At 73.5% G+C, this 24,649-nt stretch carries 19 protein-coding genes; 12 read left to right on the top strand and 7 right to left on the bottom strand.

Going from position 1 to position 24,649, the window contains the following annotated elements; all coding sequences use genetic code 11:
* The first annotated feature begins 216 nt into the window (after positions 1 to 216).
* Both IE313_RS17135 and IE313_RS17130 read left to right on the top strand, forming a co-directional pair.
* On the top strand, positions 217 to 3,060 hold the full coding sequence (locus IE313_RS17135) for an SMI1/KNR4 family protein (RefSeq protein WP_189933018.1): 2,844 nt from the start codon (positions 217 to 219) through the stop codon (positions 3,058 to 3,060).
* A 49-nt stretch (positions 3,061 to 3,109) separates the two neighbouring features.
* Complete coding sequence (locus IE313_RS17130) at positions 3,110 to 4,000, top strand: LysR family transcriptional regulator (RefSeq protein ID WP_189933016.1); 891 nt, start codon at positions 3,110 to 3,112, stop codon at positions 3,998 to 4,000.
* 101 nt (positions 4,001 to 4,101) lie between these two features.
* Here the strand turns inward: IE313_RS17130 and IE313_RS17125 are convergent, their stop codons facing one another.
* The 3 genes from IE313_RS17125 to IE313_RS17115 all read right to left on the bottom strand — a co-directional run bounded on the left by IE313_RS17125 (position 4,102) and on the right by IE313_RS17115 (position 8,121).
* On the bottom strand, positions 4,102 to 4,962 hold the full coding sequence (locus IE313_RS17125; RefSeq protein WP_189933014.1) for a DUF427 domain-containing protein: 861 nt from the start codon (positions 4,960 to 4,962) through the stop codon (positions 4,102 to 4,104).
* Between the two features lie 270 nt (positions 4,963 to 5,232).
* On the bottom strand, positions 5,233 to 6,747 hold the full coding sequence (locus tag IE313_RS17120; RefSeq protein ID WP_268256711.1) for an NtaA/DmoA family FMN-dependent monooxygenase: 1,515 nt from the start codon (positions 6,745 to 6,747) through the stop codon (positions 5,233 to 5,235).
* 78 nt (positions 6,748 to 6,825) lie between these two features.
* Positions 6,826 to 8,121 carry an ArgE/DapE family deacylase gene (locus IE313_RS17115; RefSeq protein WP_229924701.1) on the bottom strand — a complete coding sequence of 432 codons (1,296 nt, stop codon included), beginning with the start codon at positions 8,119 to 8,121 and terminating at the stop codon, positions 6,826 to 6,828.
* 627 nt (positions 8,122 to 8,748) lie between these two features.
* On the opposite strand from IE313_RS17115, the gene IE313_RS17110 reads away from it, so the two are divergent.
* The 9 genes from IE313_RS17110 to IE313_RS17070 all read left to right on the top strand — a co-directional run bounded on the left by IE313_RS17110 (position 8,749) and on the right by IE313_RS17070 (position 17,098).
* Positions 8,749 to 9,477 (top strand): IclR family transcriptional regulator, encoded by a 729-nt coding sequence (locus tag IE313_RS17110; protein WP_189933010.1) that lies wholly within the window; start codon positions 8,749 to 8,751, stop codon positions 9,475 to 9,477.
* Complete coding sequence (locus tag IE313_RS17105; RefSeq protein ID WP_189933008.1) at positions 9,474 to 10,610, top strand: ABC transporter ATP-binding protein; 1,137 nt, start codon at positions 9,474 to 9,476, stop codon at positions 10,608 to 10,610. Before IE313_RS17110 ends, IE313_RS17105 begins: the two co-directional genes overlap by 4 nt.
* A complete protein-coding gene (locus tag IE313_RS17100) occupies positions 10,607 to 11,320 on the top strand; it encodes an ABC transporter permease (protein ID WP_229924700.1) in 714 nt (237 codons plus the stop codon). The genes IE313_RS17105 and IE313_RS17100 overlap by 4 nt, the downstream gene beginning before the upstream one ends.
* Complete coding sequence (locus IE313_RS17095; protein ID WP_189933006.1) at positions 11,317 to 12,075, top strand: ABC transporter permease; 759 nt, start codon at positions 11,317 to 11,319, stop codon at positions 12,073 to 12,075. Before IE313_RS17100 ends, IE313_RS17095 begins: the two co-directional genes overlap by 4 nt.
* A 53-nt stretch (positions 12,076 to 12,128) precedes the next feature.
* A complete protein-coding gene (locus IE313_RS35230) occupies positions 12,129 to 13,061 on the top strand; it encodes a glycine betaine ABC transporter substrate-binding protein (RefSeq protein ID WP_229924699.1) in 933 nt (310 codons plus the stop codon).
* A gap of 80 nt (positions 13,062 to 13,141) precedes the next feature.
* Entirely contained in the window at positions 13,142 to 14,170 is a 1,029-nt protein-coding gene (locus IE313_RS17085) for an ornithine cyclodeaminase family protein (protein WP_189933004.1), read from the top strand.
* A 1-nt stretch (position 14,171) separates the two neighbouring features.
* Positions 14,172 to 15,704, top strand: a complete 1,533-nt coding sequence (locus IE313_RS17080) for an aromatic amino acid lyase (RefSeq protein WP_189933002.1) — start codon at positions 14,172 to 14,174, stop codon at positions 15,702 to 15,704.
* Between the two features lie 66 nt (positions 15,705 to 15,770).
* Positions 15,771 to 16,325 carry a cupin domain-containing protein gene (locus tag IE313_RS17075; RefSeq protein WP_189933000.1) on the top strand — a complete coding sequence of 185 codons (555 nt, stop codon included), beginning with the start codon at positions 15,771 to 15,773 and terminating at the stop codon, positions 16,323 to 16,325.
* Positions 16,322 to 17,098: an SDR family NAD(P)-dependent oxidoreductase gene (locus IE313_RS17070; protein ID WP_189932998.1), complete on the top strand. Its 777-nt coding sequence runs from the start codon at positions 16,322 to 16,324 to the stop codon at positions 17,096 to 17,098. The genes IE313_RS17075 and IE313_RS17070 overlap by 4 nt, the downstream gene beginning before the upstream one ends.
* A gap of 188 nt (positions 17,099 to 17,286) precedes the next feature.
* On the opposite strand, the gene IE313_RS17065 is transcribed toward IE313_RS17070, so the two are convergent.
* From IE313_RS17065 to IE313_RS17050, 4 genes are all read right to left on the bottom strand, one after another.
* Positions 17,287 to 18,987, bottom strand: a complete 1,701-nt coding sequence (locus IE313_RS17065; RefSeq protein ID WP_189932996.1) for an amidohydrolase — start codon at positions 18,985 to 18,987, stop codon at positions 17,287 to 17,289.
* An 80-nt stretch (positions 18,988 to 19,067) separates the two neighbouring features.
* Positions 19,068 to 20,186 (bottom strand): ArsR/SmtB family transcription factor, encoded by a 1,119-nt coding sequence (locus IE313_RS17060; RefSeq protein WP_189932994.1) that lies wholly within the window; start codon positions 20,184 to 20,186, stop codon positions 19,068 to 19,070.
* A gap of 137 nt (positions 20,187 to 20,323) precedes the next feature.
* On the bottom strand, positions 20,324 to 20,764 hold the full coding sequence (locus IE313_RS17055; protein WP_189932992.1) for a peptidase inhibitor family I36 protein: 441 nt from the start codon (positions 20,762 to 20,764) through the stop codon (positions 20,324 to 20,326).
* Positions 20,765 to 21,602: 838 nt separating this feature from the next.
* Positions 21,603 to 23,402 carry a SpoIIE family protein phosphatase gene (locus IE313_RS17050; protein WP_189932990.1) on the bottom strand — a complete coding sequence of 600 codons (1,800 nt, stop codon included), beginning with the start codon at positions 23,400 to 23,402 and terminating at the stop codon, positions 21,603 to 21,605.
* A 179-nt stretch (positions 23,403 to 23,581) separates the two neighbouring features.
* Between IE313_RS17050 and IE313_RS35225 the strand changes: the two genes are divergently transcribed.
* A partial coding sequence (locus tag IE313_RS35225; protein WP_229924698.1) for a HAMP domain-containing protein occupies positions 23,582 to 24,649 on the top strand: 1,068 nt, incomplete at its 3' end.

Raw genomic sequence — 24,649 nt, 5'->3', positions numbered from 1 at the left:
CGGGCCGGGATGCCCAACATTGGCAGTCCCATCATGCCGGGCGCGATCCGGCCAATCCAGCGGCGTCCTCGCGGGCGCACCCGGCGGCCGCGTCCCCGGGCGGACCCGCGCCGACCGCGGTCCCGGCCCGGAACGGCGCCCGGCACACCGCCGGTGTCACACCCCTCGGTTACGGTCACGCCTGGATCCCGCCCGCTCACACCTCTGGGAACAACCGTGCAACCGATCTACGCGGACTTCACCGCGACCCCGGCCAAGCTGGGCAATATGACGCCGAGTCACGAAGGCGGCGAACAGCGCGACGGCCATCTCGCGCTGTTCGCCGACGGGTTCGTCGAGCTCGGCTTCGACCTGGAGGCGGAGGACGCCGACGGCGGCGCGACGCTCTGCTTCACCTCGTGGGTCCCCGTGGACGACGAGCCGTGGGGCTACCTCCAGGTGGCGGTGCTCCTCAACGGCGAAACCCTCTTCGACGCGGTCATCGTGTCCCAGAACCCCACCCCGTCGGACATGCGCCTCGGGGTCCCCGCGGACCGGCTGCTGCCCGGCCGCAACACGCTGCGGCTGCACCTCCTCCCCGACGCGCCCGGCACGCTCATGCTGCACCGGATCACGCTGGATGCGGCGGGCGAGCCCGGGCGGTCGCTGCGCGCCCTCACGGAGGCCGGTGCGCCGCCCTCGGTCTTCACCTTCGACACCCGCTCGCGGGCCGACGACGGCACCTGGCGGGCGGGCAGGCCGGTGCTGGTCCACCTGGACCGCGAGGGCCCGGTGGAGCTCGGGCAACTGTCGTGGCGGAACGCGGACGGCTCCGAGGCGTCCGTCGCCTTCCAGAGCGGGATGAGCGAGTTCTACGGGCACCACCGCGCCGCGGACGGGGGCCTCGCCGAGTACCACGGCCGGCTCACCTCGGGGCGGGTGTTCCCGACGGGCACCGAGGGCGCCGTCGTGCACCGGTTCCACACCCAGGAGGGGTACGGCGGCGGCTGGCACGCCTCGGGCGGACTGCGGCTGCTGGTCGAGGACGGCACTGGCGGCGCGACCCGGATCACCTGGCGCGACCAGCGTCAGGAGACGGGCTCGATAGCACTGCGGATGCCGCCGCCCGACGCCGGGCGCGGCGAGGTCACCCGGCTCGTCACCGAGGTCCGGGCCGACCTGGAGAACCGGCCCGCGGGCGAGATCGCCGAGAACCTCCTCGACGGCCCCGAGCACGGCAAGTGGCTGGCCTTCGGCGGCCGGGCCGTCCTGCTGTTCTCCTTCGACCGGCGGGTCACCGTCCGGCACTACGTGCTCGTCTCGGCGAACGACTGCCCCGAACGCGACCCGCGCGAGTGGAGCCTCGAAGGCTCCGACGACATGCGGAGCTGGACGGTCCTCGACTCCCGCACCGGGGTGTTCTTCACCGAGCGCCACCAGCCGCGGGGGTTCACCTTCCTGGGCGGCCCCGCCTTCCGCCACCTGCGGGTGCGGATCTCCCGGACCGGCGGCCACGAGGTGCAGCTTGCCCAGGTCCGCTTCTTCGAGGCGGCCTCGCCCGCCCTCGGTTTCACGGGCTTCTACCAGCGGCCGGGCGAGGGCCCGATCGGGTACCGGGGCACGGCGGCGGAGACGGCCGCCGACCGGGCGGCCGGGGCGTCCTCGGACGCCGTGCAGGGCGCGTTCACCGGTCTGCCGATGTCCCCGTTCGTGCACAGGACCGCGTCGGCGGCGACGGCCCCGACCGCCGCCGTGCCCGCTCTCCCCGCCCAGCCGCTCACCGCGGCCGCCGCGGTCGTCCCCGCGGCCGCTCCCGCCGTGCCCGCGGCCGAGTCCGCTCCCGCCGGGCCCGCGACGGATCCGCGGCTGACGACGGTCGAGGGCTGGCGTGCCTTCCTCGCCGAGTACAGCGCGGACTTCCTGCGCGTCGCCGACGAGAACGAGCGCTTCAACATCACCGACGAGCAGGCGGCACGGGGCTGGCTGGGCTTCGAGGGCGCGAGCGAGGCGGACATCGCGGCGCTGGAGCGCAGGCTGGGCACCGCGCTGCCGCCCAGTTACCGCGCGTTCCTGGCCGCCTCCGACGGCTGGCACCAACTGGGCTCGTCCATGTGGGAGATGCGGACCGCCGGGGAGGTCGACTGGTTCAGGGACGCCGACGAGGAGACCTGCGAGGTCCTCGGCGAGGAGGACGACGAACTGGCCGCCCTGGTGAACCGGGCGCTGCTGGTCTCCCGCGAAGGGGACGCGCAGTACTGGCTCCTCGATCCGGGGACCGTGTCGCCGGACGGGGAGTGGGCCGCCTGCACCTGGTCGAGCTGGGGCTTCCTGAGCGAGGAGTACCCCTCGTTCGCGGCACTCGTGGTCGAGGAACGCGAGCTGTGCGAAGGGCTGTGGGGCCGCGAAGGCCGCCCGGTACGCACCGAGGGTGCCGACGAACTCCTCGCAGAGGGCCGGGCGCTGGCCCTGCGCGGTGAGGCCGAGGCCGCCCGGGCGGCGTTCGACCGCGCCGTCGTCAGGGGTTCGGGCGTCGGGCTCTACCTGAAGGCGATCCTGAGCGCCTTCCTCGACCTCAGGACGGCCCACCACACGCTCCGCAGCGACGTGCTGTCCCTGCCGCACGTCCGGGACGCCGTCGGTGCGGAACGGATGCGCGCCGAGGCCGTTCCGCTGTTCCTGCGCGCATCCGAGGCCGACCCGGGCGCCAGGCCCGAGCACTACCTGCCGATGGTGAAGGACTTCCTTCCCGAGACCGGCACCGGCTCCCCGGACGGGGCGGGCGCCCGGGAGTACTGGCTCGCCCGCAGGGCCGCCTTCGCACCGCCCGTCCGCACCGGGCCTGAGGCGTTCGAGCGGTGTCTCGCGCACGCCCGGCAGCACGCCGCCGCCGGTGAGCACGAGGCCGCGTGGCGCGCGGTGCGGCACGCGCTGTCCCACTGGGACTCCGCCGATCCCCACAGCATCGCCCCGGTGGTCCTGCTCACCGATCCCGCCTTCCGCGACGTCGTCACCGAACGCCGGGCACGCCTGATCGCCCTCACGCCCCGCGGGGCGGGGAGCGCCGCCGTGACCGGCGGGTGAGCCGGACCGGGGCGGGCCGGCCGGGTACGGTCCGATCTAGTTTGTGCGCATGGCTACCTTGCGTGCACTGGAGTGCCTGGTCGCACTCGTCGACACCGGGTCGGTGACGAAGGCGGCGGCGGCCCTCCACCTGTCGCAGCCGGCGCTCTCCCACCAGATCGCGGCGCTGGAGCGGGAACTCGGCACGCCGGTCGTGGAGCGCCTGTCACGGGGAGTGCGGGTCACCGCGGCCGGGCTGGCCGCGGCGGCCGAGGCGCGGACCGCCCTCGGGGCGGCCGAGCGGGCCGTGCGGGCCGGCCGCGACGTGGCCGCGGGGCGGGCGGGCCGGCTGCGGCTGGCCTGCGCGGAGACGATGACGGCCTGGCTGCTGGTCCCCGTCCTGCGGCGCTGGCGGTCCACGCGGCCCGGCGTCCGGCTGGACCTGATGGAGTTCACCAGCAGCGACAAGGGGGTCGAGGCCCTGATGGCGGGCGAGGCCGATCTGGTGGTCGGGCCGGAGCCCACCGCGACCACGGCCTGTGTCGAGCACCTGGGGGACGAGGAGATGGTCGTGGTGTCCTGCGGCGAGCACCGCTTCGCGGGCCGGCCCGCCGTCAGGGTCGACGAACTCGCCGGCGAGCCCTTCGTGCACTACACCCCGGACAACGGCAACGCCGCCTGGATCGACCGGTTCGTCTCCCGATGCCAGGTCCCCCTCAGCCCCGTCCTGCGCACCCGCAGTCCCCGGACGGCGGCCCAGCTCGCCGGGGCGGGCATGGGTGTGTCCATCGTCCCCGTCTCCGCACTCGCCGCCCGGCCCGACGGGGTGGTGCGGCGTTTCGAGCCCCGTGTGCACCGCGGCGTCGTCGCGATCACGGCGGCCCCCTCCGACGCACTGGTCGCCCTCTTCCTGTCGGACCTGCGGCGCCGGGGCCTGCCGGTGGTCGACACGGCCGCCTGACGGGCCCCGCGCGGCCGGGTGGGCGGCCGGCCGCCCACCCGGCCGCGGACGGCGGCCGGTCACCGTCGGGGGGGCGGGGCCGGACGGGGCCGGCCGGTGGTTCAGTGCCCGAGGGCCTCGTCGGTGCCCAGGGCGCGGTCGATGCCGTGCGGCACCACGTTCTGCCCCGGTTCGAGCTCCAGCCGCGTGCCGTCGAGGTACACCTCGACCTTGTCCGGCTCGAACGACACCAGGTCGCCGATCCGGCCGACCTCGGCGTAGGCGTCGCGGTACGACCAGGCCGCACGCCGGGCCCCGTCGATGTCGTAGTAGCTGGCCAGGCCCTTGTAGGGGCAGAAGGTCCGCCCCTCTGCCGGCGTCAGCCGCTCCTCGTCGACATCGGCCCGGGGCACGTACCACCGCGGTGCGAATCCGGACTCGTAGAGCACGACCGGCCGGCTGGTCCGCGCGATGACCTCCTCGCCCGAGCGCACCTCCAGGCTGCGTGAGGTGTCGCGGATGTCGATCCGGTGGTACGGGTCGGCCGCGTGCCCGAGGATCCGCTCGTCCTCCTCGTAGAAGGCGTCCATCGCCCGCCAGGCGAACACCACGCGCCCCTCGAACTCCGGGGCGTGCTCCGGGGGCCCCGTGAACCGCCAGGCCGCACGATCGGCCGTCCGCCCGCCGGCCCGCACCGTGAACCAGGCGGTCTCTCCCAGGTCGCGGTGGACGGTGGTGCGCCCGCCGGCCTCCAGGACGCCGTCCACGACGTGGGCGAGGGGGAAGTAGGCCACCGGGTACCGCCCGGGTTCGTGCAGCAGGACGACGTCCTCGCTGTCGGCGATCCACTCGCCGCCGAACCGGACCCGCATCCGCCGGCGCAGCCGCTCGACGAGCAGGAGCCGCTCGGGCAGGGGCTCGGGGGTGAGGAACCTCCCCAGGGCGGTGGGGGAGAGCGGTCCCTGTTGCCATGACAGTCCCATGACCGGTTCCTTTCGACGGCCGCGGACGCCGGCCGGCGTCCGCCGGTGCACTCCTGGTCCGCGTGCGCGGCCACCGGGATCCCGTGCGGACCTCCCGGCGGCCCCGTACCGGCACCTCGTACGGAGCCGTGCCCAGGAGCACCGTACGAGAACAGACGCCGCAGACGGTGCACCGGCACCATCCGCGGCGGACATGACGTGCCGCCCGGCACTGCGAACGCACGCACCGGGACCGTTCGTGCACGCCCCGGCCGCGTCCGCGCACCGCGCTCAGGCGGGGCAGCCGACGTGCTCGCGCAGTGTCGTGCCCGCGTACTCCGTCCTCGCCAGGCCACTCCTCTGGAGGATCGGCACCACGTGGTCGACGAAGAGGTCGAGCTGGTCGGGGAGCAGATGCGGCATGACGGTGAAGCCGTCGGCCGCGTCCTGCCGCCACCAGTGGGTGATGAGCCCGGCCAGTTGCTCCGGGGTGCCGGTGAAGTCCAGCCCGCCGGGCAGGGCGGACAACCGCTGCGCGACGTCCCGGAAGGTCCCCGCGCCCTGCCGTGCCATCGCGTAGATGGACTGCCCGAAGCTCGTCCTGGCCGCGCTGCTCAGCAGCTCCGGCGGGAAGGGGGCGTCGGGATCGATGTCCTCGGCGTCGAGACCCGCCAGATGGGCCAGGTTGCGCCAGCGGAACTCGCTGCTGGCCGCCTCCTCCAGCGATGCGCGCACCTGCCTGGCCCCCCGTTCGGTGTCCGCGAGGACGAACGACAGCCCCGGCAGCACCAGGACCCGTTCGGGCGCACGCCCGAAGCCCGCGGCCTGCGCGCGCAGGTCCTGCCGGAAGGCCGCGCTGCTTTCCGGATCGGCCTGGGGGGTGAAGACGGCGTCCGCGTAGGCGGCCGCGAGCCGTATGCCCTCCCGGGACGAGCCGGCCTGGGTGAGGAGGGGGCGGCCCTGCGGGGAGCGGGGGAGCGGCAGCGGCCCCCGGACGCTGAAGTGGCGGCCCTGGTGCAGCGGCGCACGGATCCTGCCGGGATCGGCCCAGCGCCCGGACTCCTTCGAGAACAGGGCCGCGCCCTCCTCCCACCCGTCCCACAGCTTGAGGGCCACCTCCACGAACTCCTCGGCGCGGGCGTAGCGCTCGGTCCGCTCCGGGTGGGGCAGGTCCCCGAAGTTGCCCGCCGCGACCGGGTCGACCGTCGTCACGATGTTCCAGCCCGCCCGCCCCCCTGACAGGAAGTCCAGGGTGGCCAGCCGTCTGGCCGTCTCCCACGGGTGGGTGTACGTGGTGGAGACGGTGGCGATCAGCCCGATGCGGTCGGTGCGGACGGCGACGGAAGCCAGCAGTTCGAGGGGGTCCAGGCCCACGGTCGGCAGGTACTCCGCGCGGAACGGCACCATGCCGGGACTGTCGGGCAGGAACACGGCGTCGAGGATCCCGCGTTCCGCGGTGCGCGCCAGATCCGCGTAGTACCCCGCCTCCAGGGGGGCCCGCGGGTCCTTCCGCGTCACTTTCCACGCTGACTCGTGGTACCCGGAATTCCGGAGATAGACGTTGAGGCAGAGATGGCGCTGCACAGCCTTCACCGTGTCCTTCGTCGAGCGGTCCCGGACGCCCGGGCGCACGGGCGCCGGTCGGCTCCCGCCGTCCGGCCCGCGGGTGCGGCCCCGGTCGCGGGCGCTGACCCGGGCGGACCGGGCGCGTGCCGGCCTGATCCGTGCCGACACTACGGCGCGCGGGGGCCTTGCGGCGGTCCCGGGACATGCGATGTTCCGTGCCGATCCATAGGGAACGCGCATGCACGCGACCGGTGGCCCGGGACCGCCCGGGACCGCGATGCCCTCCGGTCCGCCCCGGGCCCGGCCCCCGCGGCGCCCCTATTGCGTGCCCACCCCGCGCAGCACGGCGAGGACGAGTGTCCTGGCCACCCGCACGGTCTCGGTGACGGAGACCTTCTCGGAGGGGCTGTGCGCGACGCGCACGTCGCCCGGGCCGAACTGCAGGGTCGGGACGCCGGCCCCGGCGTACAGCCGCAGGTCGCTCCCGTACGGTGCGCCCCGCTCGGGGGTCTCGGCGCCGCCCGTGACGTCCTGGTGGGCGCCGCGCAGCAGGTCGCGCAGGGGATGCCCGGCCGGCAGGCGCCCACTGGCGAACTGGCCGCCGGGCCAGGTGACCGCGGCCGGGTGGCGGCGCAGCCACGGGTCCCCGGCGCAGGCCAGTGCCACGCAGCGCTCCAACTCGGCCCGCGCCAGGGCCGGGTCCTCGTCAAGCCGCACGCCCAGCCGGCCCTCGGCGACGAGCAGGTCGGGCACGCTGCTCGCCCAGTCACCGGAGCGCAGGGTGCCCACGGACACCGAGTAGGGAACGGGGTGGTGCGCGAGGAGCGGGTCGGCGTCCACGTTGCGCCGGGCCTCCAGCCGGGCCAGCGCGGCGTGGATCGCCACGTAGCCGTCTATGGCGCTGACACCTTCGTCCCGGGTGCTGGCGTGGGCGGCCTTGCCCGGTACCTCGATACGGAAGGTGAGCGCTCCCGCGTTGGCCGTCACCAGCGCGCCGGCGGTGGGCTCGGCGATGACGCAGGCGTCGCCGGTGTGTCCGCGCCGGAGCGTGCCGAAGGCGCCCAGGCCGCCGTCCTCCTCGCCGACCACGAAGTGCGCGGCGACCCGGCCGCGCAGCCGCACACCGCAGGCCCGGACAGCGGCCAGTGCCGCGAGCTCGGCGACCAGCCCCGCCTTCATGTCGCAGGCCCCTCGGGCGTGCACGGTGTCGCCGACCACCCTCGGCACGAACGGGTCGCCCACCCACCGGGCGGTGTCGCCGGACGGGACGACGTCGACATGGCCCTGGAGGATCATCGTCGGCCCGTCGCCGGACGGCGGGGTGGTCGCCACCAGCCCCCAGGCCTCTTCGCGCGGCGCCTCGGTACCGGGGAAGCCGGGGTCGGCCCGCAGCGCGGGCAGGTCCATCGACCACAGGTCGACATCGAGGCCGAGGCGTTGCAGGCGCCGGGCGAGCAGGTGTTGCAGATCGGATTCGGCGGGGCTGCCGGTGACGCTCGGGATCGCCAGCAGTTCCAGCAGTTGCCGTGCGATGTCCTCCTCGTCGATCGCGTCGAGGGCGGCTGCCTCCGCGGTGCTCAGGGCCGTGGTGATGGTGACACCTCCGTCGGGCACGTGCTCGGTGGGGACGGCGCGTCCCGTGCCGGTCGCTCCCCGGCCGGGCGGCGGCCCGGCGGGCTTGGCGGTGGCCGCGCCGTGGTGCAGGTGGCGCCCGGCCGCCGGCCGGTGCGTTCGCGGCGGCGCCGGGACGTGTCCGCAGCCGCCGGAAGGTCACGGTGCGGGATCACGGTGCGGGAACAGGGTCGGGGAACAGGGTGGGGATCACGGTGCGGGAACAGGCTGGGGGATCACGAGGCGGGGCAAGGGCGATGATGCCGCGTGCGCGGCCCCCTTTCCAGAGGCCCTTCTCGTTCCGAGGCCCTTTTCGGCGCTCCCCCGGGCCCCCGGCGTACCTCCGGCGCTCCCCCGGGCCCCTCCCGGCGCTCCCTTCCGGTTCTTCCCCGGGCCCCTTCCCGCGGTCCGCGCGGCCGGTCCCCTCCCGCGGTTCCCGACCTCGGCGGCGAAGGGCGGGGGCGGGGCACGGCCGCCACCACCGGCCCTCCTCGCACGCGTGACCCACCCGCACCGGTGTTTCAACATTGTTTCGTCTCACTTGGCCGGATTCACTCGTGGCCAGAAGGCATGCCATGATCTCGGCCAATGGCAGCGCACTTCTACTAGACGGCAGGCGGGATCCCCGCAATGGAGTCCATAGGCCGACAAGACGGACAGCGGGCCGAGGAGGTCGCACAGGCGGCGCCGGGCGGCGGCTCGACGAGGGCCGTCGAGCGGGCACTCGGGCTGCTGGGCCAGGTGTGCGCGGACGGCGGGATCACCCTCACCGAGTGCGCCCGGCGCGTGGGGGTCCCGACGAGCACGGCGCTGCGGCTGCTGCGGACCCTGGACCGCGCCGGCTTCGTGACCCGGCGCCGCGGTGTGTTCGAGGCCGGGCCGCGGTTGCTCCAGCTCGGTGCGCAGGCCGTGGGCCGGCAGGGCCTGGTGCGGCTCTCGGAGCCGGTGCTCCGCGAGCTGGTGCGGGCCACGGGCGAGTCGGCCTACCTGAGCATGCTCGGCCCGGACGAGACCGCCGTGTGCGTCGCCGCGGTGGAGGGCACCCACCCCGTACGGCACGTCAACCGGGTCGGGCGCTCCGTACCGCTCGCGGACACCGCCGTCGGCATGGCGCTGTCCGGGGCGTCGCCACCGGAGGGCTACGTGGCGCGGCGCGAGAGCCTTGAGCCGGACGTCACGGCCATCGCCGCCGCCATCGGGCGGCCGGGTGGCATCGCGGGCGTGCTGAGCCTGCTCGGTCCCACCTTCCGGATCGACGACGGCACCCTGCGCCGCTACGGCGCGCTGGTGGCCGGTGCCGCGCAGGGGATCGCAGCCCAGTTCGGACGTGCAGCAGCGGCCGGGAGGGCCGGAATATGATCGTTTTCGAGTCCGTGACCAAGCGCTACCCGGGTGGCACGGTCGCCGTCGACCACCTCGACCTGGAGGCCCCGAAGGGGAGGATCACCGTCCTCGTCGGGCCGTCCGGCTGCGGCAAGACGACGTCGTTGCGGATGGTCAACCGGATGGTGGAGCCGACGTCGGGCCGGGTGCTCATCGACGGCGCCGACACGGCCGCCTCGCCGCCGGCGGCACTGCGGCGCGGCATCGGCTACGTCATCCAGCACTCCGGCCTCCTGCCGCACCGCACCGTCCTCGACAACATCGCCACGGTGCCGCTGCTCCTCGGCACGGACCGCAGGCGGGCGCGGAGCCGGGCCATGGAGCTCCTGGAGCGGGTGGGCCTCACGCCCGCGCTGGCGAAGCGGTATCCGGCGCAGCTCTCCGGCGGGCAGCAGCAGCGCGTCGGAGTGGCGCGGGCGCTGGCCGCGGACCCGCCCGTGATGCTGATGGACGAGCCGTTCAGCGCCGTCGACCCCGTGGTGCGCGAGCAGTTGCAGAACGAGTTCCTCCGGCTCCAGGAGGAGCTGGGCAAGACCATCGTCTTCGTGACCCACGACATCGACGAGGCGATCAAGCTGGGCGACCGGATCGCCGTGCTGCGCGTCGGAGGAAGACTCGCGCAGGTGGCGAGCCCGGCCGAGCTGCTGGCACGGCCCGTCGACGCGTTCGTCGCCGCCTTCGTGGGCCGCGACCGCGGATACCGGGCGCTCGGCTTCGCCGCCGTCTCCTCGCTGCCGTTCGAGCGGGAGGAAACGGTACGGCTCGGCGAGGCCCTGGCCACCGCGCGGGACCGCCTGAACGGCGGCTGGGTGCTGGTGGTGGACGCCGAGGACAGGCCCCAGGGCTGGCTGTCCGAGGACGGCGCACGGCTCGCGGCGCAGGAGACCGTGACCGAGGACGCGCTGAACCTCGGCGGCACCCTCGCCACCGAGGACGGCAGCCTGCGCGAGCTGCTGGACGCCGCCCTGTCGTCGCCGAGCGGCCGCGGCGTCGTCACGGACGGGGAGGGGCGCCTGCTCGGCAGCATCAGCCCGTCCACCGCCGTCCGCCTCATAGAGGAGCGCTCCTCCGCGCCGGCGGGCGCGCCGGGCACCGGGGAGGAAGCGTGATCGCCGCGCTCGGCCGGATACCCGCGCAGGGCGGGCAGTCGCCCCCCGGTCTCCTCGGGTACTTCTCCGCGCACCGCACCGAAGTGCTGCACTGGCTCTGGTGGCACGCCTGGCTGTCGGTGCTGCCGGTCCTGATCGGCCTCGTGGTGTCCCTGCCGCTCGGCTACCTCGCCTCCCGCCGCAGATGGGCCTACCCGGCGCTGGTGTCGGTGAGCGGGCTCCTCTACACCATCCCGTCGCTGGCCCTGTTCGTCGCCATGCCCAGCATCCTCGGCACGAAGATCCTCGACCCGGTCAACGTGGTCGTGGCGCTGAGTATCTACACGGTCGCCCTGCTGGCCAGGGTCGTGGCGGACGGGCTCGGCGCGGTGCCCGAGGACGTCGCGCAGGCCGCGACGGCGATGGGCTACACACCGTTGCAGCGCCTGGCGAAGGTCGACCTGCCGCTGGCCGTGCCGGTGATCACCGCGGGCCTGCGGGTGGCGGTGGTGGCCAACGTCAGCCTCGTCGCGATCGCCGCCACCATCGGCGTCCCCGAACTGGGCCAGCTCTTCACCAACGGCTTCCAGCTCTCGTCGACCGGGCCCTACTACCCGCCCATCGTCCTCGGCATCGTCCTGTGCGTCGTCCTCGCGCTGGTGCTCGACCTCGTCATCGTGCTCGTCAACAGGGCACTCACCCCGTGGCGCCGGACGGAGGCACACCGATGAGCAACGCCCTCACCTGGCTGACGGACCCCGTGAACTGGCAGGACCAGCTCGGCACACCGGGCATCCCCACCCAACTGGGCAACCACCTCGCCTACTCGCTGGCGGCCGTGGCCATCGCCACCGTCATCGCCTTCCCGCTCGGACTGCTCATCGGGCACACCGGGCGCGGCACACCGGTGGTCACCTTCGCCAACGGCCTGCGGGCGCTGCCGACGCTCGGCCTGCTGATCCTGCTCTACGTCGTCGTCTCGCCGCACATCAGCGGCCGCGGCGACGCCCCGTACCTGGTGCCCACCGAGATCGTGCTGGTGCTGCTGGCGATCCCGCCGGTCCTGGGAAACACCTGCGCCGGAGTGCAGAACGTCGACCCCGCCGTGCGCGACGCCTCCGTGGGGATGGGCATGACGGGCCGGGAGGTGCTGTTCCGCGTGGAGCTGCCGATCGCCCTGCCCCTGGTCCTGTCCGGACTGCGCAGCGCCGTCCTCCAGGTGGTGGCCACGGCGACCGTGGCCGCCTACGTCGGCCTGGGCGGCATCGGCCGCTACCTCTACGACGGCCTCGCGGCCCGCGACTTCGCCCAGATGACCGGCGGTGCCGTACTGGTCGCAGCCCTGGCGCTCGTGCTGGACGGGGTGCTGGCGGGCGTGCAGCGCTACGCCGTCTCCCCCGGTGTCTCCGGCCGGTTCGGCACCGGCCCCGCGCAGGCCGGGGCCCGGGTGGCCGAGGCCGCGGGCAAGGCGTCCGTCCCGGCGTGAGGGCACCCTCCACCCCACTGACCTCCCGCAGCTCGTCCCCAAGGAGAAACACCATGAAACGCAGGGCCTTCCTCACCGGCGCCGCGGCCGCGCTCGCCGCCACCGTGCTCGCCGCATGCGGCTCGGGCAGCACCGCCGGCGGCGACGGCAAGTCCGTGGCCGGCGGCCTGATACTCGGCGCCGCCCCCGAGTTCAAGACGCGGATCGACGGCCTCAGCGGCCTCAAGAAGGTCTACGGCGTGTCCTTCGGCTCCTTCAAGGCGCTGGACGCGGGCGGCCCGCTCACGGTCAACGCCCTCAAGAACGGGCAGATAGACGTCGGCAACATCTTCACCACCGACCCTTCCGTCGAGACCGACCACTTCGTCGTCCTGAAGGACCCGAAGCACCTCTTCCTGGCGCAGAACGTCGTCCCGCTGGCGGCCCGGAAGAAGGTCACCCCCGGCGCGGCCAAGGTGCTCGACGCCGTCTCGGCCAAGCTCACCACCGACGACCTCGTGCGGCTGAACGAGCAGGTCGTCGGCGAGAAGAAGGACCCGGACGCGGTCGCCAGGGCGTGGCTCAAGGCGCACGGCCTCGGCACCCCCGGCAAACAGGCCGCGGGCGTCGAGCTCACCGTCGGCTCCGCCAACTTCCAGGAGAGCGTCCTGCTGGCCCACCTGTACGGCGACGCCCTCTCCGACCAGGGCGCCAAGGTGACGAAGAAGCTCAACATCGGCAGCCGCGAGACCTACCTCCCCGGTCTGAAGCAGGGCTCGATCGACCTGGTGCCCGAGTACACCGGCGTCCTGCTCCAGTACTTCGACAAGAAGGCCCACGCGGAGACGCCGGACTCCGTCTACTCCGCGCTGCGGAAGGCCGCGCCGTCCTCGCTGACCGTCCTCGCGCGCTCGTCCGCCGAGGACAAGGACGCGATCGTCGTGACGGCCGAGACGGCCAGGAAGTACCACCTCGACTCCATCGGGGACCTGGCCGCGAAGCCGTAGCGGCCCCGGCCGCCGGGCACGCCCCGACCGGCCGCACGGCGCCCCCCGTCCCTCGCTCCAGTCACGAACCGGGAAGTCATATGCAGTCCCCTCCGCAGCACCCGGGCATCTGGCTCCGCTTCCTGTCCGGCCCCGACGTCGAGGAACTGGGCATCACCTCGGCCGAGATCATCGACGCGGTCGAGCAGGTGGTCGCCGCGCACGGCCAGGGCCGCACGGTCTTCGAGCCCCGTGTCCACCTCGTCCCCGACAACGGCGGCGCAGGCCACTTCAACGTGCTGCGCGGACACGTCTCCACCCTCGGCGACCACGGGGTCAGCGGCGTCAAGGTCGTGGGCGACTTCGTCCCCAACTACCGGCTCGGGCTGCCCAGCGAGCTGGCCCTGATCACCCTGTACGACCCGGCCAACGGCATACCCAGGGCGATCATCGACGCCACCTTCATCACCGAGGCGCGCACCGGCGCCATGACCGCGGTCGGCGCCCGCCACCTGGCCAGGCCCGACGCCCGGATCCTCGGCCACGCCGGGGCACGCGGCACCGCCTTCTCCAACGTCACCATGCTGGACTCCCTCTTCGAGCTCGACGAGATCCGTGTGACGAGCCGCCGCCCCGAGTCGCGTGAGGAGTTCGCACGGCGGCTGCGCGAGGTGACCGACACCCCGGTGCGTGTGACCCAGGACGTCGCCGAGGCGTTCGACGGCGCCGACATCCTGGTCGAGGCGACCCGGCTGACCGAGCCCGCGCCGCTGCTCCATCCAGGACTCGTCAAACCCGGCGCGTTCGTGGTGCCCTACGGAACGGTCAGCGCCGTCTCACCGGACCTGCTGGACGTGATGGACAAGGTCGTCGTCGACGACTGGCGGGAGGCGCGGTCGGGCCGCTTCGGCGCGCTGCGCCACCACGTGGACACCGGGAAACTCTCCGCCGACACCCTGCACGCCGAACTGGGCGCCGTCGTGGGCGGGCACAGGCCGGGGCGCGAGGACGACCGGGAACGGATCCTGCTGTGGCACCGCGGCCTGTCCATCCTGGACGTCGCCGTGGGCCAGCTCATCCTCGAACGGGCGGAGCGTGCCGAAGCCGGCACCATGCTCCGCTACCGGTGACGTGACCGCCCCCGCCATCGACGTCGCACGGCCGGCCGACCTCGGACCCGCCGCGGTGCTGCGGATCGCCCGCGAGGGCCATGTGCCCGTGCTCCGTGCGGAGCTGACCGGGCGCATCGCCCGGCGCCGGGCCGAGGTCCTCGCCGCGCTCGCGTCCGGGACACCCGTGTACGGCGTCAACACCGGCATGGGCGCCCTGAGCGAGCAGCGCCTGACCGAGCAGGAGCAGGCCCGCCACCAGGAACACCTCATGGTGGCCAGGTCCGTCGGGTCCCCTCCCTGGCTCACCCGGCAGGAGACCCGGGCCGTGCTGGCCGTCCGGCTGCGCACGTTCCTCGGCGACGACAGCGGTGTCGGCGCCGGGCTGTGCCTCAGGCTCGCCGAGATGCTGGCGCGGGACGTCCTGCCGGCCGTGCCGCGCAGCGGCCTCGGCTCGGCCGGCGAGATCATCCCGCTGGCCCACCTGGCGGCTCCCCTCAGCGGACGCGGTGCCGTGCTGCCCGGCCCCGGGGCCGGCCCCGGCGCCGCCCTGCCCGCGGGACCCGCGCTCGCGGCGGCGGGCCTCACCCCGCTCCGCCTCGGCCCCAAGGAGGGCGTGGCCCTGATCGAGGGCGTACCCGTCACCACCGCGCTCGCCGTGCTGTGCGCCGACGGCGCCAAGGCGGCGCTGCGCCAGTGCCTGCGGGTCGTGGCGGGCGAGTTCGCGCTCACCGGCGCGTCGCGCGACGCGCTCCACCCGGCCCTGGCACGCGGCGACGGGTCGCTGGCCGCGGTCACCCGCGAGGTGCTGCGGCTCGCCGGCGGCCCGGTCGGCGCCCGGACCCTCCAGCCGCCGGTGTCCTTCCGGGTGTCCGGCCAGGTGCTCGCGCACCTCGACCGCGCGGTGGCGATGCTTCAGGCCGCCGTCCAGCGGGCCCTGGTCGGCGTCACCGACTCGCCCGCCTACGTCGAGGAGGACGGCACGGGCCGCTTCCTGGGCACGGCGGGCTTCCACGGCTACGACCTCGCCGCCCACCTGCACACGCTGACGCTCGCCCTGGTCGGGGCCGCGGAGCTCGGGGCGAGCCGCCTGCACCGGATGCTCGACCCCAGGGTCACCGGCCTGACCGCGCAGCTCTCCCCGCGGCCCGGCCCCCACACCGGTCTCTCGCCCGTCCACAAGCGCGCCGTCGGCGTGGTGCACGACCTGCGCCGCCTCACGGCCCCGCCGTTCGTGGGGACGGTGGAGACGTCCGGGGGGCAGGAGGACGTCCAGTCGTTCTCGCTGGAGGCCGCGGAGTGCTGCCGGCGTGCGCTCGACGGACTGACGGACGTCCTCGCCTGCGAACTGCTCGCCCTGCACCAGGCGCGCCGCCTCGGCGCGGTGCCGCCCGGCGCCGGAGATGAACTCGCCGGCGCCCTGGACGAGGCCGCCGCGGTGCTGCCGGACACCGTCGAGGACCGCTTCTTCGGCGCGGACCTGACCGTGCTGCGGGACCTGCTGCGCGGCGGCTGGCCGCACGGCGGCGGAGCCGACGGCGGCTGCGTCCGGTGAGCGCCCCTGCGGGAGAATGACGGCCGGCCCGTCGGCGGCACGACCCGCTCACGAAAGGTGGCACGCATGAAGCAACCGGGGATCACGGTCGAGGACCTCGTCGACCACTACGGCCTTGAGCCCATGCCGCTGGAAGGAGGGCGGTTCCGGCGCACCTGGGCCGGGCCCGAGGACGGGGCGGGGCGCCCGGCGGGATCCGCGATCATCGCGCTGCTCAGCCCCGACGACGACCACTTCTCCGCGATGCACCGCCTGCCGGGCGACGAGGTGTGGCACTTCTACCTCGGCGCGCCCCTCGAACTGCTGCTGCTCGAACAGGACGGCACGGCACGCGTCGTCCTGCTCGGCCACGACCTGCGGGCCGGCCAGCACGTCCAGTACACGGTCCCGGCGGGCACCTGGATGGGCGGCCGGGTCACGGAGCCCGGCGCATGGTCCCTGATCGGCTGCACCATGGCACCCGGCTTCCTCTCCTGCGACTACGAGGGCGGCACCGCCGAGGACCTGTGCGAGCGCTATCCGCAGCAGGCCGAGCGGATCCGCTCGCTGTGCCGTCCCGGCGCCGCGCTGCGCCACCCGGCCAACTCCGAGGGCGCCGTCGTCCCGGCGGGTGCCAGGTGAGTGCCCCGCGCGACCTTCCCGACCTCACCGGCCACGTGGTCCTCGTCACGGGCGCAGGCGGTGGCGTGGGAGGCGGCATCGTGACCCGGTTCGCGCTCGCCGGTGCTGCCGTGGTCGCCCACTACAGGACGGGGCGCGAGGCGGCGCTGGAGCGCGTCGAGCGGATCCGGGCGGACGGCGGGGACGCGCTGGCCCTCTCCGCCGACCTGACCGACGAGGCCGAGTGCGGCCGGCTGGTGGCGGAGGCCGCCGCCTGGCGGGGCCGTCTGACGGCCCTGGTGAACAACGCCGGGGTGCAGCCCACCCGGCCCCTGGCGGACCTGGCGGCCGACGAGTGGCGGCACGTGGTGGACACCAACCTGACCAGCGCGTTCGCCTGCACCCAGGCCGCAGTCCCGCTCATGGCGGGGGCCGGCGGCGGGTCCGTCACCCATATCGCGTCCATCGAGGGCAGCCGGCCGGCCAGGGAACACGCCCACTACAGCGCCTCGAAGGCGGCCCTCATCATGCACGCACGCTCCGCGGCGCTGGAGTACGGGGCCCTGGGGGTCCGGGTGAACACGGTGTCGCCCGGCCTGATCGACCGCCCGGGACTCGACACCGCCTGGCCCGAGGGGGTGGGCAGGTGGCAGGCGGCCGCGCCGCTGCGCCGGCTGGGCACGTCCGAGGACGTCGGCGACGCCTGCGTCTTCCTGGCCTCGCCGATGGCCCGCTGGGTCACCGGCCACGACCTCGTGGTGGACGGCGGGGTCTCCTGCGCGCCGACCTGGTGACCCGGTGACCCGGTGGCGGCCTGAGGGCCGCCTGGGCCGCCGGGGCCGGCGGCCTCCCGCGCCTGCCGGCCCGGATCCGGTCCGGCCCCGGACGGGATCCGCGACGGCCGGCCCACCGGGCCCGTGCCACCAGGTCCGCCCGGGCCGGTCCGCGCGTGCCGGCCCGTGCCCCGGCGCGGTGCCGGGGGTCAGGTCACCGGCGGGAGGTCGGGGCCCGTGGTGCCGAGCTGCTCGGCCGCGATCACCTCGGGAACCGGCCAGGTGACGCCCTGCGGCGGCCACTGCTGGCCGGTCTCGGCGAGGAAGTCCGCGGGCGGCTCGTAGAGCGGCGGCTGGGTGCCGTCCGGGATCATGCTCTTCCACTCGACGCCGTCGGTGCGCTGCCTGAACTCGTCCTGGACCGCGGTGAGCCGGTCGGGCTGGGTGATGAGGTCGACCGCGGAGGCCGCCAGGTACCGGGCGGCGGAGAGGGTGCCCTGGTGCCCGATGTGGTGGCCGGCCGTGGAGGTCACGGTCCAGTTGTGGTTCGGGCATCCGGCGGGGAAGGTGGCCACGAGGGCCGTGACCGTCGGCGCGTGCCAGCTCACGTCCGCCGTGTCGGTGGATATGCCGCCGCCGAAGGAGGGCGCGGGCGGGGCGAGCGGGACGACGGTGGTCGACATGCCCACCTCGGGCTTGCCGAGCGACTTCTGGAGCTGCTTGGCGAGGGCGTGGTCCTCGTCGGTGAAGGCCGGCGGGCCGATCTGGCGCATGTTGTCGTACATCAGCTCGGCGCCCGCCTTGTTCCCGAGCGAGTTCCACGTCGCCGAGTGGAACTTGTGCACCAGCCTGGTCTGGCTCGCCTGGGCCGCCGCCTTCGCGCACTCCACGATCTTGTCGTACAGCACCTTCACCCGGGCGGGACTGCCCTCCCTGATGAAGAACCAGATCGAGCACATGTCGGGTGTCACGTTGGGCGCCCCGCCGCCGTTGATGATCGCGTAGTGGAACCGGCCGGACGGCGCGACGTTCTTCTCCCGCAGGTACTCGGACATCGTCGCCATCAGCAGTGCGCCGTCCAGACCGCTCTTGTTGCCGAGCGGGTTGGCGCCGTGGCCCGCGGCGCCGAGGAAGGTGAACGTCGCCGAGCTGAGGGCGCTGGTGGTGTTCCAGAAGGCCAGGGTGCTGCCGAAGGGGTGCCAGTCCATGAAGGCGTCCAGCCCGTCGTAGACCCCGGCCTTGACCATGAAGGGCTTGCCGACGAGCTGTTCCTCACCGGTGGTGCCGAACACCTTCACGGTGGCCTTGAGGCCCTTCTCGGCTATCGCCCGGCTCACGGCGATGGCGGCCGCCGTGGAACCCGCTCCGAGGCCGTTGTGCCCGTCGCCGTGCCCGGCGCCGTAGGTGGGGCCGTAGGCGTCGTAGTGGTAGACGAGCGGGTCGTGCTCGCCCGCGCCCGCCTTCTGCGAGAGGCCGGGCAGGGCGTCGTACTCGGCGTTGAAGCCGATGACCGGACCGCCGGAGCCGTAGGTGGCGACGAAGGCGGCCGGGAAGCCGCCGGCTCCCCACTCGACGTCGAAGCCGTACTTCTTCAGCAGCGCGGCGACCGCCAGCGAGGACTTCCACTCCCGCAGCGACAGTTCCGCGTACTTCCACACGTCGTCGTTGAGACGCACGATCTCGGAGCTCGCCGTGTCGATCCACGCCAGCGCGGTCGACTTGGCCTCGCTGTCCTGCGCGAGCCCGGTCGGGGCCCGGTACGTCGCCGGGGACACCCCCGTCCGCTCGTCGTGGCCCAGCGTGGCGCCCAGTACGGGGTCCGCCGACATCATCGCCGCTGTGCCGGCGGCCGAGGTCAGACCGAACGCCTTGAGGAGTCGTCTGCGGCCGAGTTCGTAATCGTTCGACATCTGTTGCCTTTCGTCACCGCCGGCCCCTCAACGTTCCGTTTTTCGACCGGCCGTTGGAGAGTAGGCACGGAGATGCGCGGTCAACAACGAACGCCGGGGCGTGTTCCCGCACAAGATCGCGTCTGCGCGTACATGCCGACCCGGCCCGCAGGACCGCCGTCGGCCTCTGCCGTCCCGGACGACGGCCGGCCGAACCCGGTCGGCTCGCCCCTCACCAGTTCTCGGCCGAGTTCGGTCAGCACGTGCAGGACCGAGTTGCCCTGGCGGCACGTGGTCAGCAGGTTGTTCTCGCGCAGCACCTTGGTGTGCCGGCTGATCGAGGCCGGGGACGTCGACAGGACGCGGGCCAGGTCCGTGGTGGTCAGGCTGGTGCCGGCGGCGTGGAGTACGGACGCGCGGGTGGCTCCCAGGAGTCTGGTGAGGTGGTCGTTCGGTTTGCTCCCCGCCGTCTGCCGCCAGCGCTGCCGGGTGGCGATCGGGTAGATGATGACCGGAGTCAGCTCCCGGTCGGCCGTCGAGACCGCCGACCCGTGGCAGTAGTAGGAGGGGACAAGGAACAGTCCGCGTCCGCAGAGGTGCAGATCCCGGTCGTAGTCGTAACGGACGTGGAGTACCGGCGGTGTCCAGACCATCAGCGGCTCGAAGCTGCGTAGCAGCCCCTCGACTCCGCCATTGAGCAGTGCCCGGGTCCGAAGGGCCACATCAGTGCCGATGACCGAGGCGACCTCGGCCTGGTTCTGCGCGATCGCGGTCTCGTGGTAGTCGCGCAGGGTGCGGGTGAGGTGGGCGAGCGCGTTCGCGTCACCGGCGGCGAAGGAGGCCAGCCACGAGGGTGTGGTCCGGTCCTTTCTGCGGTTGCACTCGGCGAGGAGGTTCAGTTCGTGGGTGAGACGTCGACGTGGGGTTCCCGCGATCGCGTCCAGGCCGGTATCGAGACCGGTGCAGCCCTGGGCAGGAGTGAGGAAGTCGGGAAAGTAGGGGCCCTGTGGCGCCAATCCGGCCATCAGCCGGGCGGCGGGCACGATCTTCTTCCAGCGCTGGGCGTCGGTGCGCAATTGCCGGGCCCACGCTTGCAGGAAGATCCGCTTCCGCTGTTCGCGGAGGCAGAAGAAGCTCAGCAGGATTTCCCACAGCGGATTGGGCTGGGACAAGAGGCGAATGCGGACGAGATCATCGGCCGTGAAGTGCACTCGCAGCATAGTCTTCCCCAGGCTATACAAACGAACATGGCCATACCGAGAATACTTTGCGTGGGAGCTTTCCCTGATGCTTTCTCAGCCGTGCGGCCCGACCCGGCCTCTGCCATCCGGGTCGGGCCGCGTGCTCCCGCCTGCTCTCAGCAGTGGTACGTCACCCACTCATGGGATCGGAGCAGGACGCCCCCTGCCGTGATCTCGTAGTTCTTGCCGCGATCGAGGCAGGCGAACCTGCCTTCCTCGTTCGCCTGCCGGTACACGGCGACTGCTGCGAAGGCCGGGTCGTTTCCGTTGTCCTTCGCGGATTCCACCTTGACGGTGCTTGACCACGAGCAACTGATCGAGCCGCCCTGCCAGTCCGGGTCGGCCACCGACCAGTTGCACCGGCGGCCGACGCCGCCGGGGTTCTCCCAGACGCAGAAATCGCCCGCCGGGCACTCCCACGCCAATGCCGTGGCGCCGCTGTCGGGTGCCGGCGCCACCACCGGCGCCGCCACGGCCCCGGCCTCGGCAACCGCCCCGAACGGCGAAGTGAAGACGGCGGTGATCGCCAACGCCACAATGCCGATCACGACCGCCATCCTGTGCGGGAAGCGGCTTTTCACTTGTGCGCGCACCTTGTCTCCTTGTCTCAGGGCCCGGAACTCCGTCGGGCAGGACAAAGATATGCACGCCCAGCAGTGGTCAGTACTTCGTTGCAGCCAGGTGCAAACAGCCTGATGGGGCGGCGGTTCCCGCGGCACCGGAGAAAGGCCGCCACCGGCTGCGCGTGCGTGAGAAGGCACCGGTCCCCGGCCGCCTATCGGCCCGATCACCGAGTGGGTGGTGCGTGGGGTGGTGCGCGTGTCCGGTTGATGATCGGGGCGGGGGTGCCGGTCGTGGTTTCCGTAACTGCTGCCTGGCGGAGTTGCGGGCGGCGGCTTTGCTGCGAATGCCGAATTCGGCGAGGCTTTCGTGCGCGGCGCGGGACGTGTCCCGCCCTGCCGTGGCCGGGTCACGGGTGGCGCCGATCGGCGCCCCGCGGGCCGCCGGCCGGGCCCGGGTGGCGCTTCCTGGAGGTCCGGGACCCACGAACCACCCACTCGGAACGGGGGGGAAGGCGGTGTGCCGGCGATCGTCAAGGGCGGGCCAAGCGCCATTGACCGAAAGGGACTCTTTCTTGACCCTTGCTTGACTAGTACTTTTCTCAAGCGGGAAGTGGTCGTACGCGTCGGCATCGATCCGTCTTCGCGTCCTCCGCGTACGACCAGCGTTCCTTGCATCGGGCGGGGCATGCCGCGCCCCCGGTACGCCCCGCCCTCCCTCATGCGGCGTTCCCACCCCATTCACCCGGCGCGGCCCACCACCTGTCAAGTGCGCCCGACCGGCGCGCCGTTCGGGCCTTTGCCGCCGCGTCCCCACCCCTCGCCCGCGGGCGCCTCACACCCCCGCCGTCGCGTGCAGCACCACCACCGCCAGGTCGTCCTCCACCGGCTCGGGGCTGAAGTCGTGCGTCGCCTGCCGGACGCGTTCGGCCACCGCCATGGCGCCCATGCCCGCGCAGTCGTGCAGGATCCGGGCGAGACCGTCGTCGTCGTCGAGCTGCCGGGTGCCGTCGCGGCGCTCGGTCACGCCGTCCGTTACGCACAGCAGCGTCTCGCCGGGCGCGAGGTGGAAGGAGTCCGAGGTGAAGTCCGTGTCCTCGTCGATGCCGAGCAGCAACTGCGAGGGGACCACCGACCTGACCTCGCCGTCGACCGACATCCGCAGCGGCAGCGGGTGGCCGGCGCTGGCGAGGGTGCAGTGCGCGCCGCCGGAGCCCGGGTCGGGGGTCAGCTCGCCGTACACCATGCTCAGGAACCGCGGCCTGGCGCCCTCGCCGGCGACGCTCACCGCCTCCGCGGCGTCCTCCGCCATCACCGCGTTCAGCCAGCCGAGCACCGACTCGACACCGTGCCCCTCGCGGGCCAGCAGCCGTACCAGGTGGCGGGTCAGGCCGGTCACGGACATCGCCTCGGCGTCCTTGCCCTGCACATCGCCGAGCAGGAAGCACCAGCGGCCGTCGCCGGTCGGGAACAGGTCGTAGAAGTCGCCGCCGACGGTCAGGCCGCTGGCGTGCGGCTCGTAGACGATCGCGGACTCCACGCCGGGCAGGCTGCCCAGTGACGAGGGCAACTGCCGGCGCTGGAGGGCCCGGCTGATGTTGGTCTGGTGGGTGTACTGGCGGGCCGTGACCAGCGTCTGCGCCACCCTGCGTGCCACGTTCTCCACCGTGCGTGCCGCCGAGTCGGTGATCTCGGGCGGTGCAGCCCGGCCGATCAGCAGCGCACCGCGGCTCTCGCCGCCGGACACCAGCGAGAAGGCCAGCGCGGCGCCGCCGCGCTCGCCGTCCGCCGCCTCGGGCCACGGCCAGGGCATTCCGACGCTCCACGGCTCGCGCGGCGGCGGGTCGTGCTCCAGGTCGCGGCGCAGCGGTGCGATCCGGCGCTCGTCCGCGTGCCAGACGCTGGCGAGCCGCATGCGGCCGTCCTCGGCGAGCAGCCACACCGCGCACCAGTCGGCGAGTCTCGGCACCATGAGCTGGCTCGCCAGGGCGGCGACCATGTCCTCGTCGAGCTGTCCGGACAGGAGTTCGCTGGCCTCCGCGAGGAACGTGTCGCCGCGGTCGGTGCGGCCGCTGGAGCCGTGGTACTCGACCCGTGTGTACGGCTGCGCCACCTCGGTGGCCTCCAGTTGCTGGTAGAGCGCCGTGTTGAGCCGGCCGACCGGGACCGGCGGCGCGTCGCGCGCCGCGATCACCAGCCGGCACCAGACCGCCTTCTCCGTGTGCCGGTACGTCACGCCCCACGAGTCCGCGAGCGCGGCGACGATCTGGAGCCCCAGGCCCCGTCCGCTGACCGCCGGGGCCGAGCCGCCGGGCACCGTGCCCGACGGCTGCCGGTCCACCACCTCGATCCGGGCGCCCGTCAGCGCCTCCTGCGGGCCCGGCGCCGTCTCCGCGTGGCAGACCACGGCCATGGTGGTGCCCGCGTGGATCAGCGCGTTCGTGGTCAGCTCACCGGCGAGCAGGGCGGCGTCGTTGGCGAGCCGCTCGGCGGGCGGACCGAGCGACGAGGTCGACAGGGCCCGCTCGGCGATCACGGCCCGGACGAAGGCGCGGGCCCGGGAGGGCGCGAGCTGGCTCGCGGGCAACTCCGTTCGCGAGCCCGATCCCTCCTGCCCGGGAGAGAGGGCCTGCACAGCGCACTCCTGACTCGAACGAATTACCTAAAAGCCACTATAGTGGCTGAAACGGACACTCTCATCCGGGCTCATCCGCGGCTGCCGGAGCCAGGCGTCGTGGTGGCCGGGACCGACACTCGGGAGACGGCCGAGGGCGACGGCGGCCCCGGACGTGCACATCTCAGGAAATGGACGCCATGGAGGACCGGAACGCGCAGGCGGTGCTGACGGAGGACCTGCGGCCACTCCTCGGAGGGCTGAGGTCCCTGTGCGACGGGGACTTCTCCGTACGGGTGGCGGAGGACGGCGACGGTGTGCTGGGCGAGATGGCCGGCATGCTCAACCGCGTGGCCGCCCGCAACGAGCACCTGGCCTCGGAAGTACGACGGGTGCGCGGTGTGGTGAAGCGGGAGGGCGCGCTCGACGAGCGGATCGCGGCGAGTCCGGGCCAGGGCGCCTGGACCGAGACGGTCAAGGACACCAACGAGCTGGTCGAGTCCCTCGCCCTGCCGATGGTGAACGCGACCCGCGTGCTGGAGGCGGTGGCGGAGGGCGACCTCGGCGAGCACATGGAGCTGCGGGTCGGCACCCGGCAGCTCCGCGGCGACCTGCGCAGCCTGGCCCTCGGGCTGAACCGCGTGGTGGACCACCTGTCCTCCTTCACCGGCGAGGTGATGCGGGTCGCGCACGAGGTCGGCACGGAGGGCCGGCTGGGCGGACGCGCCAGTGTCCAGGGGCTGTCCGGCTCCTGGCGCAGCGTGACCGAGGCCGTCAACACCATGGCCGCTCGTCTGACCTGGCAGGTCCGCGATATCGCCGCGGTCACCACGGCGGTGGCGAGCGGCGACCTGACGCGCAAGGTCACGGTGGAGACCGCCGGCGAGCTGCTGGAGCTGAAGCTCACGGTGAACACGATGGTGGACCAGTTGTCGGCGTTCGCGGACGAGGTGACGCGGGTGGCGCGCGAGGTCGGCACCGACGGCATCCTCGGTGGTCAGGCCCAGGTGCGGGATGTGTCCGGGGTGTGGCGTGACCTCACCAACAACGTCAACTTCATGGCGTCCAACCTCACCTCCCAGGTCCGCAACATCGCCCAGGTCACCACCGCGGTCGTGCGCGGTGATCTCAGCCAGAAGATCACGGTGGACGCCAAGGGCGAGATACGCCAGCTCATGAGCACCGTGAACACGATGGTGGACCAGTTGTCGGCGTTCGCGGACGAGGTGACGCGGGTGGCGCGCGAGGTCGGCACCGACGGGAATCTG

The organism is Streptomyces sulfonofaciens, assembly GCF_014656295.1.
GTDB classification, from domain to species: domain Bacteria; phylum Actinomycetota; class Actinomycetes; order Streptomycetales; family Streptomycetaceae; genus Streptomyces; species Streptomyces sulfonofaciens.
Note: the sequence above shows the minus strand (reverse complement) of the source record. Positions and strands in the feature narration are given on the sequence as shown.

Coding starts and splice junctions, on each gene's coding strand:
- IE313_RS17130 (WP_189933016.1), top strand. CDS start 3,110: ATGGCTACCTTGCGTGCACTGGAGTGCCTGGTCGCACTCGTCGACACC.
- IE313_RS17125 (WP_189933014.1), bottom strand. CDS start 4,962: ATGGGACTGTCATGGCAACAGGGACCGCTCTCCCCCACCGCCCTGGGG.
- IE313_RS17120 (WP_268256711.1), bottom strand. CDS start 6,747: ATGCGCGTTCCCTATGGATCGGCACGGAACATCGCATGTCCCGGGACC.
- IE313_RS17110 (WP_189933010.1), top strand. CDS start 8,749: ATGGAGTCCATAGGCCGACAAGACGGACAGCGGGCCGAGGAGGTCGCA.
- IE313_RS17105 (WP_189933008.1), top strand. CDS start 9,474: ATGATCGTTTTCGAGTCCGTGACCAAGCGCTACCCGGGTGGCACGGTC.
- IE313_RS17095 (WP_189933006.1), top strand. CDS start 11,317: ATGAGCAACGCCCTCACCTGGCTGACGGACCCCGTGAACTGGCAGGAC.
- IE313_RS35230 (WP_229924699.1), top strand. CDS start 12,129: ATGAAACGCAGGGCCTTCCTCACCGGCGCCGCGGCCGCGCTCGCCGCC.
- IE313_RS17085 (WP_189933004.1), top strand. CDS start 13,142: ATGCAGTCCCCTCCGCAGCACCCGGGCATCTGGCTCCGCTTCCTGTCC.
- IE313_RS17075 (WP_189933000.1), top strand. CDS start 15,771: ATGAAGCAACCGGGGATCACGGTCGAGGACCTCGTCGACCACTACGGC.
- IE313_RS17065 (WP_189932996.1), bottom strand. CDS start 18,987: ATGTCGAACGATTACGAACTCGGCCGCAGACGACTCCTCAAGGCGTTC.
- IE313_RS17060 (WP_189932994.1), bottom strand. CDS start 20,186: ATGCTGCGAGTGCACTTCACGGCCGATGATCTCGTCCGCATTCGCCTC.
- IE313_RS17055 (WP_189932992.1), bottom strand. CDS start 20,764: ATGGCGGTCGTGATCGGCATTGTGGCGTTGGCGATCACCGCCGTCTTC.